Annotated in this window: 14 protein-coding genes; 3 read left to right on the plus strand and 11 right to left on the minus strand. The window is 33.5% G+C overall.

From position 1 onward, the window contains the following. Window positions 1–10: 10 nt before the first annotated feature. The 3 genes from MHB39_RS23020 to MHB39_RS23030 are packed head-to-tail and all read right to left on the minus strand — an operon-like array spanning window position 11 to window position 3,252. Window positions 11–1,264 carry a dihydrolipoamide acetyltransferase family protein gene (locus MHB39_RS23020; RefSeq protein ID WP_342545473.1) on the minus strand — a complete coding sequence of 418 codons (1,254 nt, stop codon included), beginning with the start codon at window positions 1,262–1,264 and terminating at the stop codon, window positions 11–13. 12 nt (window positions 1,265–1,276) lie between these two features. Next, window positions 1,277–2,257 carry an alpha-ketoacid dehydrogenase subunit beta gene (locus MHB39_RS23025; protein ID WP_342545474.1) on the minus strand — a complete coding sequence of 327 codons (981 nt, stop codon included), beginning with the start codon at window positions 2,255–2,257 and terminating at the stop codon, window positions 1,277–1,279. Window positions 2,258–2,268: 11 nt separating this feature from the next. Continuing rightward, the gene (locus MHB39_RS23030) at window positions 2,269–3,252 is read right to left on the minus strand and encodes a thiamine pyrophosphate-dependent dehydrogenase E1 component subunit alpha (RefSeq protein ID WP_342545477.1); all 984 of its coding nucleotides are present in this window, start codon (window positions 3,250–3,252) and stop codon (window positions 2,269–2,271) included. Between the two features lie 251 nt (window positions 3,253–3,503). On the opposite strand from MHB39_RS23030, the gene MHB39_RS23035 reads away from it, so the two are divergent. Continuing rightward, entirely contained in the window at window positions 3,504–5,168 is a 1,665-nt protein-coding gene (locus tag MHB39_RS23035) for a sigma 54-interacting transcriptional regulator (RefSeq protein WP_342545478.1), read from the plus strand. Between the two features lie 229 nt (window positions 5,169–5,397). Here MHB39_RS23035 and MHB39_RS23040 read toward each other — a convergent pair whose 3' ends face one another. The 6 genes from MHB39_RS23040 to MHB39_RS23065 all read right to left on the minus strand — a co-directional run bounded on the left by MHB39_RS23040 (window position 5,398) and on the right by MHB39_RS23065 (window position 10,367). After that, window positions 5,398–6,129, minus strand: a complete 732-nt coding sequence (locus MHB39_RS23040; protein ID WP_342545479.1) for an SDR family oxidoreductase — start codon at window positions 6,127–6,129, stop codon at window positions 5,398–5,400. Between the two features lie 70 nt (window positions 6,130–6,199). Next, window positions 6,200–6,682, minus strand: coding sequence for a 2,4'-dihydroxyacetophenone dioxygenase family protein (locus MHB39_RS23045; protein ID WP_342545480.1), 483 nt, complete (start codon window positions 6,680–6,682; stop codon window positions 6,200–6,202). Between the two features lie 19 nt (window positions 6,683–6,701). Beyond that, window positions 6,702–7,148, minus strand: a complete 447-nt coding sequence (locus MHB39_RS23050) for a VOC family protein (protein WP_342545481.1) — start codon at window positions 7,146–7,148, stop codon at window positions 6,702–6,704. A 17-nt stretch (window positions 7,149–7,165) separates the two neighbouring features. Then, complete coding sequence (locus MHB39_RS23055) at window positions 7,166–8,557, minus strand: MFS transporter (RefSeq protein WP_342545482.1); 1,392 nt, start codon at window positions 8,555–8,557, stop codon at window positions 7,166–7,168. An 87-nt stretch (window positions 8,558–8,644) separates the two neighbouring features. Next, complete coding sequence (locus MHB39_RS23060; RefSeq protein WP_342545483.1) at window positions 8,645–9,592, minus strand: phosphotriesterase; 948 nt, start codon at window positions 9,590–9,592, stop codon at window positions 8,645–8,647. A gap of 22 nt (window positions 9,593–9,614) precedes the next feature. Then, a complete protein-coding gene (locus MHB39_RS23065; protein WP_342545484.1) occupies window positions 9,615–10,367 on the minus strand; it encodes an SDR family oxidoreductase in 753 nt (250 codons plus the stop codon). Window positions 10,368–10,681: 314 nt separating this feature from the next. Between MHB39_RS23065 and rpoN the strand changes: the two genes are divergently transcribed. After that, on the plus strand, window positions 10,682–12,031 hold the full coding sequence (rpoN, locus tag MHB39_RS23070) for an RNA polymerase factor sigma-54 (protein ID WP_342545485.1): 1,350 nt from the start codon (window positions 10,682–10,684) through the stop codon (window positions 12,029–12,031). Window positions 12,032–12,997: 966 nt separating this feature from the next. After that, complete coding sequence (gene helD / locus MHB39_RS23075) at window positions 12,998–15,301, plus strand: RNA polymerase recycling motor HelD (protein ID WP_342545486.1); 2,304 nt, start codon at window positions 12,998–13,000, stop codon at window positions 15,299–15,301. Between the two features lie 50 nt (window positions 15,302–15,351). Here the strand turns inward: helD and MHB39_RS23080 are convergent, their stop codons facing one another. Continuing rightward, window positions 15,352–16,107, minus strand: a complete 756-nt coding sequence (locus tag MHB39_RS23080) for an amino acid ABC transporter ATP-binding protein (RefSeq protein ID WP_342545487.1) — start codon at window positions 16,105–16,107, stop codon at window positions 15,352–15,354. A 13-nt stretch (window positions 16,108–16,120) separates the two neighbouring features. Beyond that, on the minus strand, window positions 16,121–16,822 hold the full coding sequence (locus MHB39_RS23085; RefSeq protein WP_342545489.1) for an amino acid ABC transporter permease: 702 nt from the start codon (window positions 16,820–16,822) through the stop codon (window positions 16,121–16,123). Window positions 16,823–16,824: the final 2 nt, after the last annotated feature.

A 16,824-nucleotide genomic window follows, 5' to 3' on the forward strand; every position in this document is an offset into this window, starting at 1 on the left:
TCAACTCACCTCACAATAGAGCTTCTAACGGATGTTCAAGAATATATTTTAAATCCGTTAAAAAGGCTGCTGCTGGTGCTCCATCAATCACTCGATGGTCAAACGATAAACTAATGTTTTGTGTCGTTCCGATAGAAATTTCATCATCTATTACTACTGGCTTTTTAGTCATTCTACCAATCCCTAGTATTGCTGTATTAGGTTGATTAATAATCGGTGTAAAGCCATCTACCTCATACATTCCTAAATTACTAATAGTAAATGTACTACCTTGATAATAATCTGGTGATAGCTTTCCTTCTCTCGCGGATTTAGCTATTTTTTTCACTGTTTTCGTTAATTCTTTCACTGTAAGATTATTGACCTTATGAATTACAGGTACTACTAATCCATCATCTAGGGCAACAGCTAAACCGATAGAAATATCTTTATGAGCAAGAATTTCATCATTTACGATTGTTTGGTTTAATGTTGGATGCTTTATTAAAGCCTTCTCTGTTGCTTTAATAAACAATTCTGTATAGGAAATTCTCAGTGACAAATCTTGCTCAATTATTGGCAGTAATTGATTTCTTAAATTTATTAAAGGATCAACATTTACCTCAACATGCATCGTAACATGCGGTGCACTATAGAAGCTTTGTGAAATATTATCAGCGATAACTTTTCGCATACCCTCAAGTTTTTTGCCAATATATTCTTCAGCATAAGCAGGTGTTTCATCATGAATGAGATTTAACACATCTGCTTTTCTTATCTTTCCAGTCGTTGAATTTTCCAACTCTGACATATCTATTTTTTTTGCATCAATTATTTTTTGTGCCAAAGGTGTAACATTAAGCTGTTTAGCAAGTTGGGCTTCAACATCTTTTTTTACGATTAAACCATTTCTACCAGTACCATTCACCTTATTCAGATCAACAGCATTATCTTGTGCAAGCCTTCTTGCAGCAGGTGTTCTTTTAATTTTTTGATTTAACACAGCTTGTGGTTGATTTGTCGATTCATGAAGAGCTACCTGTTCATTTTTTGCCCCTAAGTGAGCGATAGGTGTAAATACAGGAATTTCCTCTCCCTCATTAATTAATTGAGAAAGAAGATACCCATCCGAATCAACCTCTATTTCTTGAACTATTTTCTCTGTTTGTACTTCTGCAATAGGGTCACCGTTTTCTACAAAATCACCCACATTAACTAGCCATTTGATTAAAGTGCCTTTTTCCATAGTAGCCCCAAGCTTAGGCATTTCAATTATTTTTGCCATTTAATTTTCACCTCAATAATTCATTAATTTACGACATTCTTCAACAATATTATTTACTTGAGGTACAGCCGCTTTTTCTAATGTAGGGTTATAAGGCATAGGCGTTTCAATTCCTCCCAGCCTTGAAATAGGTGCATCTAAATAGCCAAATGTATCATTCTCAACAATTTGAGAAACGATTTCTGCACCATATCCGCCTCTTTTTACAGCTTCATAGACAACTAATACTCGACTAGTTTTTTCTACAGATTTTAAAATGGTATCAATATCTAATGGTACAAGCGTACGTGGATCAATAATCTCAACGTCTATATGTTCTTTCTGTAATATTTCAGCAGCCTCTAAAGCGCGGTTTACCATAACACCAGTAGCAACAATTGTAATATCTTTCCCTGTTTTTTTAATATCTGCAACACCTAGAGGCACTTCGTATTCTTCCTCAGGAACACGGCATTTTGTTTGATATAATAATTTATGCTCATAAAATAAAACCGTATTATCGTCATTCAATGCCGCCCGCATTAACCCCTTCGCATCATAGGCATTCGATGGCTGTACAACTTTTAAACCTGGCACATGAGCCATCCATGCCTCTAAACTTTGAGAATGCTGTGCGGCAAATCCTGCTCCTGAACCACCCGGTAATCGAATAACAAGTGGTACCTTTCCTTTTCCACCAAACATATATCTTGTTTTAGCAGCTTGGTTCACAATATTATCCAAGGCAATCATAATGAAATCTGAAAATTGAATTTCCAAAATGGGCTTCATTCCTGTTAAAGCAGCTCCAACAGCCGCTCCACTAATAGCCGCTTCAGAAATAGGTGTATTTCTAACTCGTTCAGGACCAAAGATTTCAATCATTCCGTTTGTAACACCAAATGCACCGCCATATATTCCTATATCTTCGCCTAAAATAAAGACATCCTCGTCTTTATTCATCGCTTGAATCATAGCTTCACGAATTGCTTCAGAATAAGTTATTTCTCTCATTTCTTTTCCCCCTAAGCAAAAATATCCGTAGTTAAAGTTTCAATTCCCGGTTCTGGACTCTCTTCAGCAAATTGAATTGCCTGCTTTAACTCATCTTCTAATTTTTCTTCTAGTATTTTTAATTCAATATCCGTTAGTAAATTTTCAGCTATTAATTGTTCAACGAATAAAGCAATAGGATCACATTCTTTGCGCCACGTTTTTTCTTCCTCCCGTGTTCGATATTTCCGCGCATCACTTTTGGAATGCCCTCTCCAACGATAGGTTTGTGCTTCAATTAACGTAGGACCTTCTCCATTTTTTGCTTTTATTACCGCTTTAGTAGTTGTATCAATAATTTCCAGCACATTATTTCCATTAATCGTAATCCCCTCAAACCCATATGCAATCGCTCTCGTTGAAATATTGTCCACTTTGGCCATTTCCTTAATGGAAGAGCTCATAGCATATAGATTATTTTCACAGAAGAAAACAATAGGTAAATTCCAAACAGCCGCTAAATTCAGCGCTTCATGAAAAGCACCTTCATTCGTTGCACCATCGCCAAAGAAGCATAGTACAACATAGCCCAAATTTTTCATTTTAGATGTTAAAGCAGCCCCAACTCCTAAAGGTAATCCTGCTGCGACAATGCCATTTGCACCTAAATTGCCAACATTTAGATCTGCAATATGCATGGAGCCGCCTTTACCCTTGCAATAACCTGTTTCTTTACCTAAAAGCTCTGCTAACATGCCCTTCATTTCCATGCCTTTTGCTAAACTATGTCCATGTCCTCGATGATTACTTGTGATTTTGTCCATATCAGTGAGTGGAAAACACGCTCCAACAGCGGTAGCTTCTTGACCTATGCAAAGATGCATCGTACCATGTACCTTTCCTTGCTGGAATAATTGTTCTACCGTTTCCTCAAAGCGTCGAATTTCCATCATATCGTAGAGAATTTTATGTAATTCATCTTTTGATAGATTAAGATCCTGAATTAAATTCTTCATTAAGATTCCCTCCTTTTGGTTTCTACTAGTAATAAAGCAATTTTCATGCCAAAAACTCAGTATGCCAAAAGAAAATCTATAATAATCCTAAAAAAGACCCTGTTATCCAATAAAATAGATGAAATAACATGTTTTAGCAGACTTAAGACGTTATTTGATTTTTTTATAGGCCGCGTTTAACATGTAGTTGTAAAGCAGAATTATGAATTATCGCATTTTTCATGAAAATTTACATTTTCGGAGGGATAAATATGCTCAACTCGATAACGTCAAAGTTATATATTTTAGATGTAATTGAAATAAAAAATGATAATCGAATAGTCTTCCATAATAATTCACATGAATATGAATATTATTTAGAAATAATAAAAAACGAAATACAACAAGATACAGACTTTTTTTGTTTAATCGAGCCTGCTTTAGAAATCCAAATCATTAAAACGACAGAATCTATATTAATTTTTATAAAGAACAGAACAGAATATATGAATTTAATTAATGAAATTGGCACATCCAATGCTTTAAGACATGAATTAAATGAATTGATAAATGGTTCATTCGATGGCATTGTTATTGCAGACAATAAAGGAAAAATACTATTTCAAAATCCCTCATACAAAGAAATTACAGGACTTTCTCCTGAACAATGCATTGGCAGAAAATTGAGCGATTTAGAAAAAGAGGGCGTCATAGATGTTTCAGCTTCTTTAAAAGCATTAAAGGAAAAACGCGCACAAACTGTACTACAAAAAATTTCGACAGGAAAAACAGTGCTTGTTTCAGCAGCTCTTATAAAGGATAAAAATAATAATATTTCGAAGGTTATTAATAATGTTCGAGATCTAACTTATCTCAATCAATTAGAAAATGATATTAAAAATTTAGAATTGAAAAATAAAAAAATAAATGAGGAATTAAATTTATTAAAAGAACAATCAAATGTATTTCACTCTATTATCAGTACATCAACTATAATGAACAATCTTGTTAACAAAGCTTTGAAAGTCTCTTCTATTGATTCAACAGTATTATTACAAGGGTCTTCAGGTGTTGGGAAGGAGAAATTTGTTGAATTAATACACAATAATAGTTATAGAAAGGATACCCCTTTAATAAAAATTAATTGTGGTGCTATCCCTGCTGAATTATTAGAATCAGAATTATTTGGGTATGAAGCAGGTGCCTTCACTGGCGCTAGCTCTAAAGGAAAAAAAGGATTATTCGAATTAGCAAATAATGGTACAATTTTCTTGGATGAAATTGGGGAAATGCCTTTGCATCTACAAGTAAAATTATTGAGAGTAATTCAAGAGCGCGAAATGATGCGTTTAGGCGGAACAAAAGCAATAACTATAAATGTACGAATAATTGCTGCGACTAATCGGGATTTACAAATGATGGTCGATAATGGAGAATTTCGAGAGGATTTGTATTATAGATTAAATGTCATACCGATATCAATACCTGACCTGAAAGATCGTCCAGATGATATTATGCCACTCATCTTACATTTTACATCCATTCTTAATACTAAATATGGCCTAAATAAATCCTTTAAAACAGAAGCACTTACTATGCTCCAAAAATATAAATGGCCTGGAAATGTACGGGAGCTACAAAATATAGTAGAAAGATTATTACTATTATCAGAGGGTAGTCAGGTGACCTCAGACGATATTCTGCGAGAATTCCCCTTGATCCAATCTAGTCATAGAAATCAACATTTTAATAAATCTAATGAGGATTTAAATAAATCGTTAAAAGAAATAGTGTCAGACTTTGAAAAAGAGCTGATTATACAAAATTTAAAAAAATATCGAAGTATTAAAGAAGCAGCCGAACATTTAAGCTTAGATCAATCCACATTAGTAAGGAAAATTCAACGTTATAATATAAATAAAAAGGAAATTCATTAATTAAAAATAGAGAAACCCGAAATGTAACCATGAACTTCGGATTTCTCTATTTTATTCTCTTCACCTTTTAAATTTATTTTCTTCAATAAACTCATATTTCTTAGAAGATTTGATAGCATGTATATCACTGTAATTAACGTTTATTAATACTTTATTTTTATAACATTGCTTATTTCGATTTCTAGGTACTATATGCATAGCCATACTCCGTTTGAAAGATAGAGAAATTCTAAGAGGATATCCAACCACCATCGACGTAGATGGTTTGACCTGTTACATAATTTGACGCTGGGGAGGATAAAAATACAGCAATGCCCTTTAAATCCTCTGGACAACCCGTTCGTTGTAAAGGAATCCTTGCTAAAGTTTTTCCCTTCCATTCCTTATTTTCAAATAGTTTTTTAGTTAGATTTGTTTCAAAATATCCTGGAGCAATTGCATTCACATTTACATTTGGTGCTAACTCCATTGCCATTGCTTTAGTCATTTGAGTAATACCGCCTTTTGATGCAACATATGGCATCATATTTGGTAAACCAATATAGCTACTTAATGAACCAATGTTAATGATCCTTCCAAATTCGTTTTCAACCATTTTTTCTCCAATGATTTTTGATAATAAAAAAGTCCCTTTTAAATTAATAGTTAGAACATCATCCCAATCCTTTTCAGACAAATCAAAAAAATGCCCACGTCTGTTTATACCCGCACAATTTACTAAAATATCAATCTTCTTATACTGGGCAACTACATTTTTTATCATTTCTAAATTTGTAATATCGAGAGTATGATAGTTATATATTTTTTTGTTCAAGTTTTCGTTTAGATTTACTTTGCTTTTAGAAATAATATCCGTTATTATCACCTTGGCATTTACATCTGCTAATGCCTCTGCAATACTCTTCCCAATATCACCTAAACCACCTGATATGAATGCTATTTTCCCTGTCAAATCAAACAAATTAACACCTTCTTGTCATCTTATATAGCTAAGAGAATCCTTCTTTAATGAGAAAGATTCTCTTAATAAACTAAAATGTTAAATTTTTCATTTCAATACCATTAGCAGCGCAAAAATCTTGATAACGTTTCATTCTATAAAAAATATCATCTTGTAACATAATATTTCCCTGTTCATCATAATATTCAATGACACCGCTTAAATAAAATAGTGTGATCATATCTTCCTCTCCTTCAACAACGAGTGTATGCACGTCTCCTGGAGGCTCATAAACAAATGTTCCCGGCTTTGCCACCCAATCACGCTCTAAATAACGCCACTTTCCTTGAATTGTATAAGCAAGCACTGTTCCTCCAGTATGTTTATGTTGCGCGTTACCTTTCCCTACCTTAAATTTAGATAAATGAATCCATTGTCCCGTTGTTAAATCAAATCGAATAGGTTTAAAAAATACTTCATCACTACCTTCAAAAGTTGGAACCCATGGAATCTCATCTATATCCACTACTTGATCAGGAAGATTTACTTTTTCAATATACACATTTATGTTCATACTTCTGCCTCCAAATGAATTATTTTTCCATCAATTCGATAATATAGCCATCAGGATCGTATATATACATAGCTTTTGCTCCTTTATTTACACCATGGGTAATTTCTACAACTTCTTTTGATCTGAATAATACACCGTGCGTAGATAATTCATTATATAATTGGTCTAAATCTGATACTTGCAAACATATATGCCCTGCACCAAAATCACAAGGTCGTGCACTCGCCGAATATCTTTCTATCCCTTGATACTCTAATAGTTCTAGAATGTTTCCATCAGGAAGTTCAAGAAAGGCAATATCTATCGCAGTAAGCCTTGGTACATCAACGATTTTTTTTGTATATTCATGATTAGCTAGTTGTCGAGAACGAAGCTTTAATTTAAGAATATCAATATAGAACTTTAAGGATAAATCTAAATCCTTTACCGTAATACCTGAATGCATAAATCCTTTCACTAAACTCATCAAAATCCCCCTTGTAATTATTTATTTTTTTCAATACCACAAGACTCGTAACTCACTAAAGCGAAATCTTTACCGCGTTTTTTCCCCACCGTTTCATGAGTAAATAATAGCGTCATTAAGAAAGCCAATGCCATAAATCCTGCTAATATATAAATTCCAACTTGATATCCAGAATGACTCTCCCAACCGCCACCTAGGTTAATAAAGTATCCAAGAAACATCGGTGAAAGACCACCTAAAAACAGCCCTGTTAATTGAATACCTAAAGCCGTACTCATATAGCCTTTTTTAGCAGAATCAGAAACATATGCATATAAAACTGGATATACTGCATTTGTCGATAAACCAATAAATAATTGGATTAAGACAAGCCATAGTAAACCATTAGCTGTGAAGGGGAGTAATAAAAAACCTACTGTTAACCAAGCAAAATTAAATAGTAAGCTAGCTTTTCGGCCAAATTTATCAGATAAACTTCCCCAAACAATTTGTCCAATACCACCTGTAATTGTAAAAATTACAGAATAAGTTGCAGCTTTCGCAATATCAAACTCTGCAACATATGTTAAATACGGCGTTAACCAGAAACCAATCCCTATATAGCCAGCCATTGCTAAAAATGAAATAAACGTTACAACCATAACATTTGGATTTTTTAAAATTGCTTTAAAAGCTCCTTTTTTATCCGCTTGTTGTATTTCTTCATATTCCTCGTTTACAGTTGGTGTAAGGCCCATTTCAATCGTTTTTCTTTCATAATTTCTAAAACGATTGGGTGTCGCAAAGAACCAATAGCCAATTAAAACTGGAATCACTAGAGGAGGAAGAATTAAAAAAATCATTCTCCAATCATTATTAGTAGCAAGTAGGATACCTGTTACCAAGAAGCCACTAAGTAATGTTCCCCATGGATATGCTGTATGGTGAACACCTAATGCAAATCCTCGGGATTCTGCTGGCCACCACTCTGCCATTGATGCTACTTCGATTGATTCACCTACACCACTAGCTGCATTTCGTAAAACATAAAACAAGACAAATAGCCCAATACTAACAGATATAAATGAAATACCAATAACTAGTAAGAAAATCGTATAACCTAAAATAACCCATATATTACTTTTCTTCCTTGCCCATCCTCGTCCAATTTTATCCGACCAAATACCTCCAATTATTGCTAAAAAACCTGTGGCGATAGCAATTAGAGAAGCAATATTTCCCCAAGTTGAAGCTGTAATTCCGTATTCTGAGACGATCAATGGTGAAACACGATTTAATAATTCACGACCCGCCCCATTAAAAGCAAAAATAACCCATAAAAACCCTAATGCTGCCCATGAAATTCCTGGTGCCTTTGGAAGCCATGTCGCTTTTCTATTAGAAATAGTAGTTTCTTTTACTTGTGTCATTGTTAAACACTTCCTTTTTCCGAATTTTCAAACTTTTAAGAAAGTCTTCAATATAAGTAAATTTATATTGAGGACTTTCTTATTGTGTTATTTTTGCCCTGTAAACCAATCAATGACATTATGTTTCATCATCAAATCAATATCCCCCTGTGAAACACCCTTCTCTAATAATGCGGGAATAAGTTTATCTGTAAGGTACGTAATTGACCATTCTGGACTATTTTTATAATGCTCATGATCCGCATCAAACCAATCAATACTACAGCAATAATCTTGAGATAAAAACATTTTATTTGAATAGCCTTGTTCAATTAATTTCATCAATGTAATATTTCTTTTTGGAATTGAAAGAGGGCCCTGACTATATCTATCCATACCGATAAATACACCTTTATTTAAAATTTCGTGTAAATAATCAAGATCTTCCGTATCTCCACAATGTCCAATCATCACTTTTGAAAAATCTACACCCTCTTCTTCAAAAATTCGAATTTGATTCAAGCCATTTTTTGAAGCCGGATGAGAATGAGTCATAATTGGTACACCCGTTGCCTTATGAGCTCTTGCAACTGCACGAAAAACTTTATCGAGATCTTCTGTAATCCCTTTTGCATCTGCAGCACATTTCAGAAAACTAGCTTTGATATCTGTTCCTTGTATTCCTTTTTCAATATCATGAATAAATGCTTGTGCGAGATAATCAATCTCTCTATTCGCAAAATGAGGGGGGATTTCATTAAAGGAATAAACCCCTGTTGCCGCAATCACTTGTACATTTGTTTCTTCAGAAACGCGTTTCATAAAATCTACATCTCGACCAATTCCCATTACAGTTGGGTCACAAATAGTATCAATACCACGTTGCTTCACTTCTTTTAAAGCTGTTACAGCCTTATCATATAAATCCGCTTCGTCATATAAATGTGGGAATTGAGCCGTTACTTCTTCCGAACGTAATAGTAAATGTTCATGAATTAATGTTGTACCTAAATCTGTTAACTGTAGTTCTCCTGTTACCGAATAAATTTTTGTCATAATTAAATCCTCCCTATTATAATTATCTGCCTAAAAATCCACCATCTATTGGAATCACTGCTCCACTAACATAGCTAGCTTTATTTGATGATAAGAATTGAATGATTCCTTTTAATTCTTCGGGATTTCCAAATCTGCCTTTTGGAATACGACTAACTAAGGAATCCAATCTTTCTGGATCATTTAAAATGTGATTATTCAATTCTGTTGTGAAATAGCCTGGAGCAATTGCATTGACATTAATCCCTTTACTAGCCCACTCATTTGACAAAGATTTCGTTAAAAGAGCTACTGCTCCTTTACTAGTGGAGTATGCAGAAGCATTAAATCCTCCCTGTGTAGCTAATACAGATGCAATATTAATAATTTTTCCTTCGCCATATTTAGACATTTCTTCCGCTGCATAACGTGCTAATTCAAAAACAACCGTTACATTAACATCAAGAATTTTACTAAACTCCTTAACCGGTAATTCAAGTGCAGGCATAGGTTTATGTATACCAGCATTATTAACTAAAATATCAATTTTTCCGTTCATCTTTTTTAAAGCGTTTTCAAAGGTAGTTTTAAGTTCTGATAAATTAGATAAATCCGCTTGCAAACCATGTACCTTAAAACCCTTTTGTCTTAAAGACTGTACAGCGTCTTCTAAATTTGAGGAGATATCTAAAATACATACCTCAACGCCCACCTCACACAATCCCTCTGCCATGGCATAACCTAATCCTCTTGCAGCACCTGTAACAATAGCCTTTTTTTCAGATAAATCAAACATTTTACATCCCCCTTCAATAAAATCCTTCTATTCACAAGAGTTATCAAAAATTAATTTTTGCAGATTTTTTAAACTCTCTATACTTTTATAAGCAAATTATATGCCAATCGTTTTTAGATAGATAAATCCCTATATCTCCCCTTAATTGAAAATAAAAATATGCAAAAAATCATTTTAACGTGAATTAATGCATAGTAAATTTTAGCTTTAAAGAGCAATTTAATGTTTATAAAAGAAAAAATATTTACTTAAATGAATTTATCACTTAAAATCATATCTTAAATTAAAATGTTCAATGAAAAGAGGGAAATAGAATGAAAATGGGGATAAATTTAACTAATAAAATGTTGACAAAATTAACTGTAGATCAAATTCAGTCTTTAGATTTATTACAATTATCTTCCCTAGAATTAAAAGATTTTTTATATGAAAAATCTTTATCTAATCCATTAATCGCATTCCCAGAACCTGCTCAAGATACTAATCAGCAAAAAAACATTCCACCTACCCTAAATATGCCTAGTTCAGCTTACAAAAATTCTATTAATGATCATCACTTTAATTTTGAACAAATAAATATCTATGAACAAAGGTTAAATAATTTATATGAGCAAATCCCTCTAAATCAAAAATTAACGACAGTTGATATTAAAATTTTAAAATATCTGATAGATAACCTAGATGAAAACTATTTCCTAGATATAGATTTAGACGTGATTTCAAATAAATTTAATGTAACTAAACAAAAAGTACATCATCTATTAAACATTTTAAAAACATTTGAACCTCTAGGAATTGGATGTAAAAATATTCAAGAGTTTTTATTATTACAGATGGAAAATGATAGTAATGCACCTTTTTTAGCTAAAAATATAGTAGAGAACGATTTTGAAATATTAAGTGACCCTTCTCTAACAAATCTTTCAAAAAAATATAGTGCTCCCAAAAGTGAAATAGAATACGCATTAAAGTATATTAAAAAATTAGCATTAAAACCCCAAGGCACTGGTTTTGCAAAGAAGCTTGAACATCAAATACCTGATATTTTTATAGAAACTATACACAATGAATTAATTATTACATTCAATAGTTTTTCAAAATTAAATATCGAAATGGATAATGAATATATAAAATTACTTAAAGAACATACTGAAGCAAAAGAATATTATCAAGAATATATGAAAGAATTTAAATCCTTAATGGCTGGTATCGAAAGACGGAATGTCACAATTTACAAAATAATGGAGGCTCTAATTGACCTTCAAAAAGATTTTTTTCATCATGGCGAAAATTATTTAAAACCATTAAAATTATCCGAATTGTCAGATATTTTAGGATTTCATGAATCTACAATAAGTAGAGCAATAAAACACAAATACTTCCAAGTCCATTTCGGTGTTTTTCCTTTAAAAAAATTATTTCCTAAACCAATCCCAAATATTACAAAACGATCAAATTCCGTGGTTTTATTAAAAATGAAAATTCAAGAAGCGATAGAAAATGAACCAAAAAATTCGCCCTATTCAGATCAAAAAATTGTTGATATTTTAAAAAATGAAGGAATCAAGATATCGAGGAGAACCGTAACAAAGTATCGAGAGGAGCTAAATATTTTAAATTCAAATAAACGACAAATACAGGCGTTATTAATGAGTAATCAGTGAAATTTTTATATAGATTAACCGACCTCTATAATTATCTCAAGATAACATCTATCTCCATATAAAAACCATGCACATTTCACCGTTCTGTGCATGGTTCCTAATTCATCATTATCAATTATTCTAAGCGATTCAACTTGAGCTGGTCCTAATCTAAAATTGATAAGAGAGGTAAATTGAATAGCAGGAGGTATAACCATCCACAATTAGATTTTGTCAAATGCTTCATTTTACAGTAACATGTGAATTCAACTTATATCTTCTACAGCCTTTAACTCTAAATTGGAAATACCATACTCTATTGATTTTTCTTGAAATTCGCTAAGATTAAAAGATCCTTCAACAGATTCCTCATTAACATTTAAAACCCAATAATAAAACTCACCTTTAGAATACAGTTGTTGCTTTGCAATGATGTAGTCTGCATTCCAATTAACTTCAATAACTTTAGCAGGAATCCTATTTTCTTCTCATATACCCTCTTGATCCTCGCTTTTTGGTGCGATTGTAATATTAGTAGGAGAGGTGAATATACTCCCGTTAAATCCATATTCTAATCCGCTAAGCCAGCACAGCCTCCTAAAAATAAAACACTACATAAAATTAAAAGCTTCTTTATGCTATCGCCCTCCTTCACTACTCCTTTCCAATACAACTTCAAATCAAATATATCTTTTATAATAAAGATAAGCGTTTATAAAGGATATTGGGTAATACTTATTAATAGCAAGCAACAAAAACAATCTCCTTATCATAATCTTATTAAAAACAGGAATACTATTGGAGCATTCTTCATAATAAAAAAGGACTGCTCCAACTATTTATGGAACAGCCTCTATCATTCAATTCACTCTTACTTTGTACCTTTATTATAACATAAATTTACAAAAATTATTAGTCTATATTTCTTTCGTAACTAGCAGTATGATAAATTTCTTAAATGATTATGGAGAGGAATGTGAGGAGACGTTGGAAAATCAAAAGGACTGGCTAGAGGAAAAACATTATCTTGCACATTGTTTAACGATCATTGACCATAAAATAAAGGAACTCCTGCATAAAGAAAAGGGCTTTAAAGAAAATGCTGGCACAATTAGGAAAACCTTTTGGGATGATGTTCGTGTCAATTTAGATACTGCTGAAGATGTGGATGAAACATTTATGGCAATTAAACAACAAGTAGAGCTGTTATCAGATTCTGAACTTGCACAACAGCGCGCAATCCGAAATATGAAGGTGTATGAACGTTTACAGCAATCTCCCTATTTTGCGCGTATTGATTTTTTACAGGATGGTCAGCAAGAGCCCTTAAAGATTTATATTGGTGTTGCTACATTATTGGATCAACAGGATGAAAATATCGTCATTTATGACTGGCGAGCGCCTATATCCAGTATGTATTATGATCACACCCCTGGCGATGCTTACTATACAACAAGTATGGAAGAAATTCATGGCAAGATGCTACTAAAACGACAGTTTATTATTAAAAATGGCGAGCTCCACTCAATGTTTAATACTGGTCTTACAATTGGTGATGATTTATTGCTTGATATTCTTGCACAAAATGCCAATGAGCATATTCGCAGTATCGTTGCCACAATTCAGGCTGAGCAAAATAAAATTATTCGCCACCTTCGTTCACGCTATCTAATTGTAGAGGGTGTTGCAGGTAGTGGTAAAACGGCTGTTGCCCTTCAACGAGTTGCCTATTTATTGTATCGTTATCGTCATGATATAACAGCCGATCAAATTCTACTGATCACACCTAACCAGCTATTTAATCAATATGTCCATACCGTTTTACCTGATTTGGGTGAGGATAATATGCAGCAGCTAACGTTTACAGAGTATATCGAAAAGCGTTTAGGCCGCCAGTTTCAGTTGGAATATCCTTATGAGCAGCTTGAACAGCTTTTAACGGAAAAGGATAGTACCTTTTATGAAATGAAGCTGAATAGTATTACTTTCAAAGCAAGCCTTGCTTACAAGCAATTAATGGATGAATATATCAGCTATTTGTCTAACAAAGGTTTATTATTTAAAAATATTGTTTTTCGTGGAGAACGAATTATTACGGCACAGGAAATTGCTGAATACTTTTATTCATTTCCTTCCTCTCTTTCCATACCAGATCGTCTACAGCTCGTAAAGAAATGGCTATTGCAAAGACTCACAAAATTTGAAAAGACGGAATGGACAAAGGAATGGGTAGAGGAGGCCACGGATTTATTAGATACGGAGGCTTACACTAAATCTTATAGCGAACTATTATACGAAGGGCATTTTACGGAAAATTCCTTCGATGACTTTGATCAAGAACAAAAGAAATTAGCCAAGCAAATTGTTAAAAAGCAGTTAAAGCCACTACGCAACTCCATTAAACACTTAAAATTTGTGCATGTATTAGGCATTTATCGTCAGCTCTTTGATTTGAATAATACTGTTTATCAAAAATTACAGCATCTTGTACCAGATCATTGGGAGGATATTTGTCAGCAAACGCTTCCCTATTTAGCCAAACGTACGATTACTTATGAAGATGCTACACCATTTTTATATTTACAGGACAAAATTGAAGGACAGCAAACCAATACAATGATTCATCATGTTTTGATTGATGAAGCACAAGACTATTCACCATTTCAATTCATATTATTACAACAACTATTTCCAAAGGCGCACATGACCATTTTAGGTGACGGGCATCAAACCATTCATCCCCATACTTTTGATAATCCTTCTCTGCTTAATTCCCAATTATATGGCGAGCAGGCAGAAAAAATGATTTTAACGAAAAGCTATCGTTCGACAAAGCAAATTATTCAGCTTACAGCTAAAATTTTAAATAATGGCAGCGAGGTAGAGGCATTAAATCGAAATGGGCCCGAGCCTTCAATTACAATTGTGCCAAATGAAGTAGAATTAACGGCACAAATTATTCAAAACATTCATGACCTATCACATAAATTCGACACGATCGCGGTTATTTGTAAAACTGCCGCTGAATGTGCCGCTGCCTATAAGCAATTAAATCGTCAAGTAGATATTCAGCTCATTACCCATAATACAAAGCAATTTAAAAAGGGTATTTTACTGCTACCAGCTTATATGGCAAAAGGAATCGAGTTTGATGCTGTGATTATCTATAATGCCTCTGCTGCTACTTATTCAAGGGAAACGGAGCGTTATTATTTTTATACAGCCTGCACACGAGCTATGCATGAGCTGTATATTTATTCTATCAATAAATTAACACCTTTCCTGCAATAACACTAAAAATCCACCTCGCTATCATACTGAGAGTGGATTTTTGCTGTTTATTAAATATAGAATGTATAATCCTCTGGAATGACGCGCTTTAAAAATTTTCTTGTACGCTCCTCTTTTGGGTTTACAAAAATATTATGGGGATTGCCTTCCTCAACGACAACACCGCCATCCATAAAAATAATACGATTGGCAACATCTTTGGCAAAGCTCATTTCATGTGTGACCACAAGCATCGTTGTACCCTCTGCTGCAATATTTTTCATAACCTGCAAAACCTCACCTACTAGCTCAGGGTCAAGCGCAGACGTTGGCTCATCAAATAAAATAATATCAGGATTTAATGCGACAGCACGTGCAATTCCTACTCGCTGCTGCTGACCGCCAGATAGCTGACTTGGATAGGCATCATATTTTTCAGATAATCCTACTTTATCAAGCGCCTTTTTTCCAATGTCAATTGCCTCTACTTTTGGCACTTTACGTCCAATAATCAGTCCCTCCGTCACATTCTCCAATGCTGTTTTATTGGTAAAAAGATTATAGTTTTGGAAGACAAATGCGACACGCTGACGAATGGCATGTATATCCTTTTTCTTAATATGTTGAAAATCAACTTCAATATCACCAAATGTCCCATGTCCTTGATCAGCCTTCTCTAAAAAATTAATACAGCGCAATAATGTTGTTTTCCCTGAGCCACTAGGACCTAAAATAACAACAACATCCCCTTTATCAATCACTAAATCGACACCTTTTAAAATTTCATTAGCCCCAAATGATTTATGGATATTTTTAATTTCTAACATGCTTATTCACCTCTTAGACATTCGCCGCTTTGTATTTGCTTAAATATTTTTCATAAAGCTTAAATAAGTATTCAACCGTACTACATAAAATTAAATATACAATAAAGATATCCAAATAAGCCTCTACATAATTGTAGCCAACGTTTGCCGCTACTTTTGCCTTCAGTGTAATTTCAGGAAGCGACATTGCGTAGCCTAGCGATGTAGCTTTAATAAGATTAACTGTAGCTGTGCAAATATTCGGCAATGCCACTACTAATGCCTGTGGAATGATGATGCGAGTATATGCTTGGAATGTTGACAAACCTACTGAGTGTGCAGCCTCTAGTTGCCCCTTTTCAATGGTACTTAACGCCGATCGAAAGACCTCAATCAAAATGGCTGTTGAGCTGAATGCAAATACAATAAACGCATACCAAATTGGATTGATTTTATAAATATCATACGCAATATGATATTTTTCAAAAATAATTTTTAACATTAAAGGTATACTGCTATAGATAATAAAAATTTGTATAATAATCGGCGTTCCTCGAACAAAAGAAACATAAATCTTCGCGAGGTGATGAATAACTGGAATTTTATTGATCCTAGTTAGTGCTAACAAAAAACCTAGTGGCAAAGCTATCACCAAAGCAACAACTGTGACTAGGAGCGCTATAGGAACACCAGACAAAGCTACGAAAAATGTTTCAAGTAAAAATTGATAATTCACCC

The sequence above is a fragment of the Lysinibacillus sp. FSL K6-4013 genome (assembly GCF_038630435.1).
Classification (GTDB): domain Bacteria; phylum Bacillota; class Bacilli; order Bacillales_A; family Planococcaceae; genus Lysinibacillus; species Lysinibacillus boronitolerans.

What these genes read in the sequence shown, in the direction of transcription:
- MHB39_RS23030 (WP_342545477.1), bottom strand. Translation starts at nt 3,252, where the DNA reads ATGAAGAATTTAATTCAGGATCTTAATCTATCAAAAGATGAATTACAT.
- MHB39_RS23060 (WP_342545483.1), bottom strand. Translation starts at nt 9,592, where the DNA reads ATGACAAAAATTTATTCGGTAACAGGAGAACTACAGTTAACAGATTTA.
- MHB39_RS23055 (WP_342545482.1), bottom strand. Translation starts at nt 8,557, where the DNA reads ATGACACAAGTAAAAGAAACTACTATTTCTAATAGAAAAGCGACATGG.
- MHB39_RS23025 (WP_342545474.1), bottom strand. Translation starts at nt 2,257, where the DNA reads ATGAGAGAAATAACTTATTCTGAAGCAATTCGTGAAGCTATGATTCAA.
- MHB39_RS23035 (WP_342545478.1), top strand. Translation starts at nt 3,504, where the DNA reads ATGCTCAACTCGATAACGTCAAAGTTATATATTTTAGATGTAATTGAA.
- MHB39_RS23065 (WP_342545484.1), bottom strand. Translation starts at nt 10,367, where the DNA reads ATGTTTGATTTATCTGAAAAAAAGGCTATTGTTACAGGTGCTGCAAGA.
- MHB39_RS23080 (WP_342545487.1), bottom strand. Translation starts at nt 16,107, where the DNA reads ATGTTAGAAATTAAAAATATCCATAAATCATTTGGGGCTAATGAAATT.
- MHB39_RS23045 (WP_342545480.1), bottom strand. Translation starts at nt 6,682, where the DNA reads ATGAACATAAATGTGTATATTGAAAAAGTAAATCTTCCTGATCAAGTA.
- rpoN (WP_342545485.1), top strand. Translation starts at nt 10,682, where the DNA reads ATGAAAATGGGGATAAATTTAACTAATAAAATGTTGACAAAATTAACT.
- MHB39_RS23050 (WP_342545481.1), bottom strand. Translation starts at nt 7,148, where the DNA reads ATGAGTTTAGTGAAAGGATTTATGCATTCAGGTATTACGGTAAAGGAT.
- MHB39_RS23020 (WP_342545473.1), bottom strand. Translation starts at nt 1,264, where the DNA reads ATGGCAAAAATAATTGAAATGCCTAAGCTTGGGGCTACTATGGAAAAA.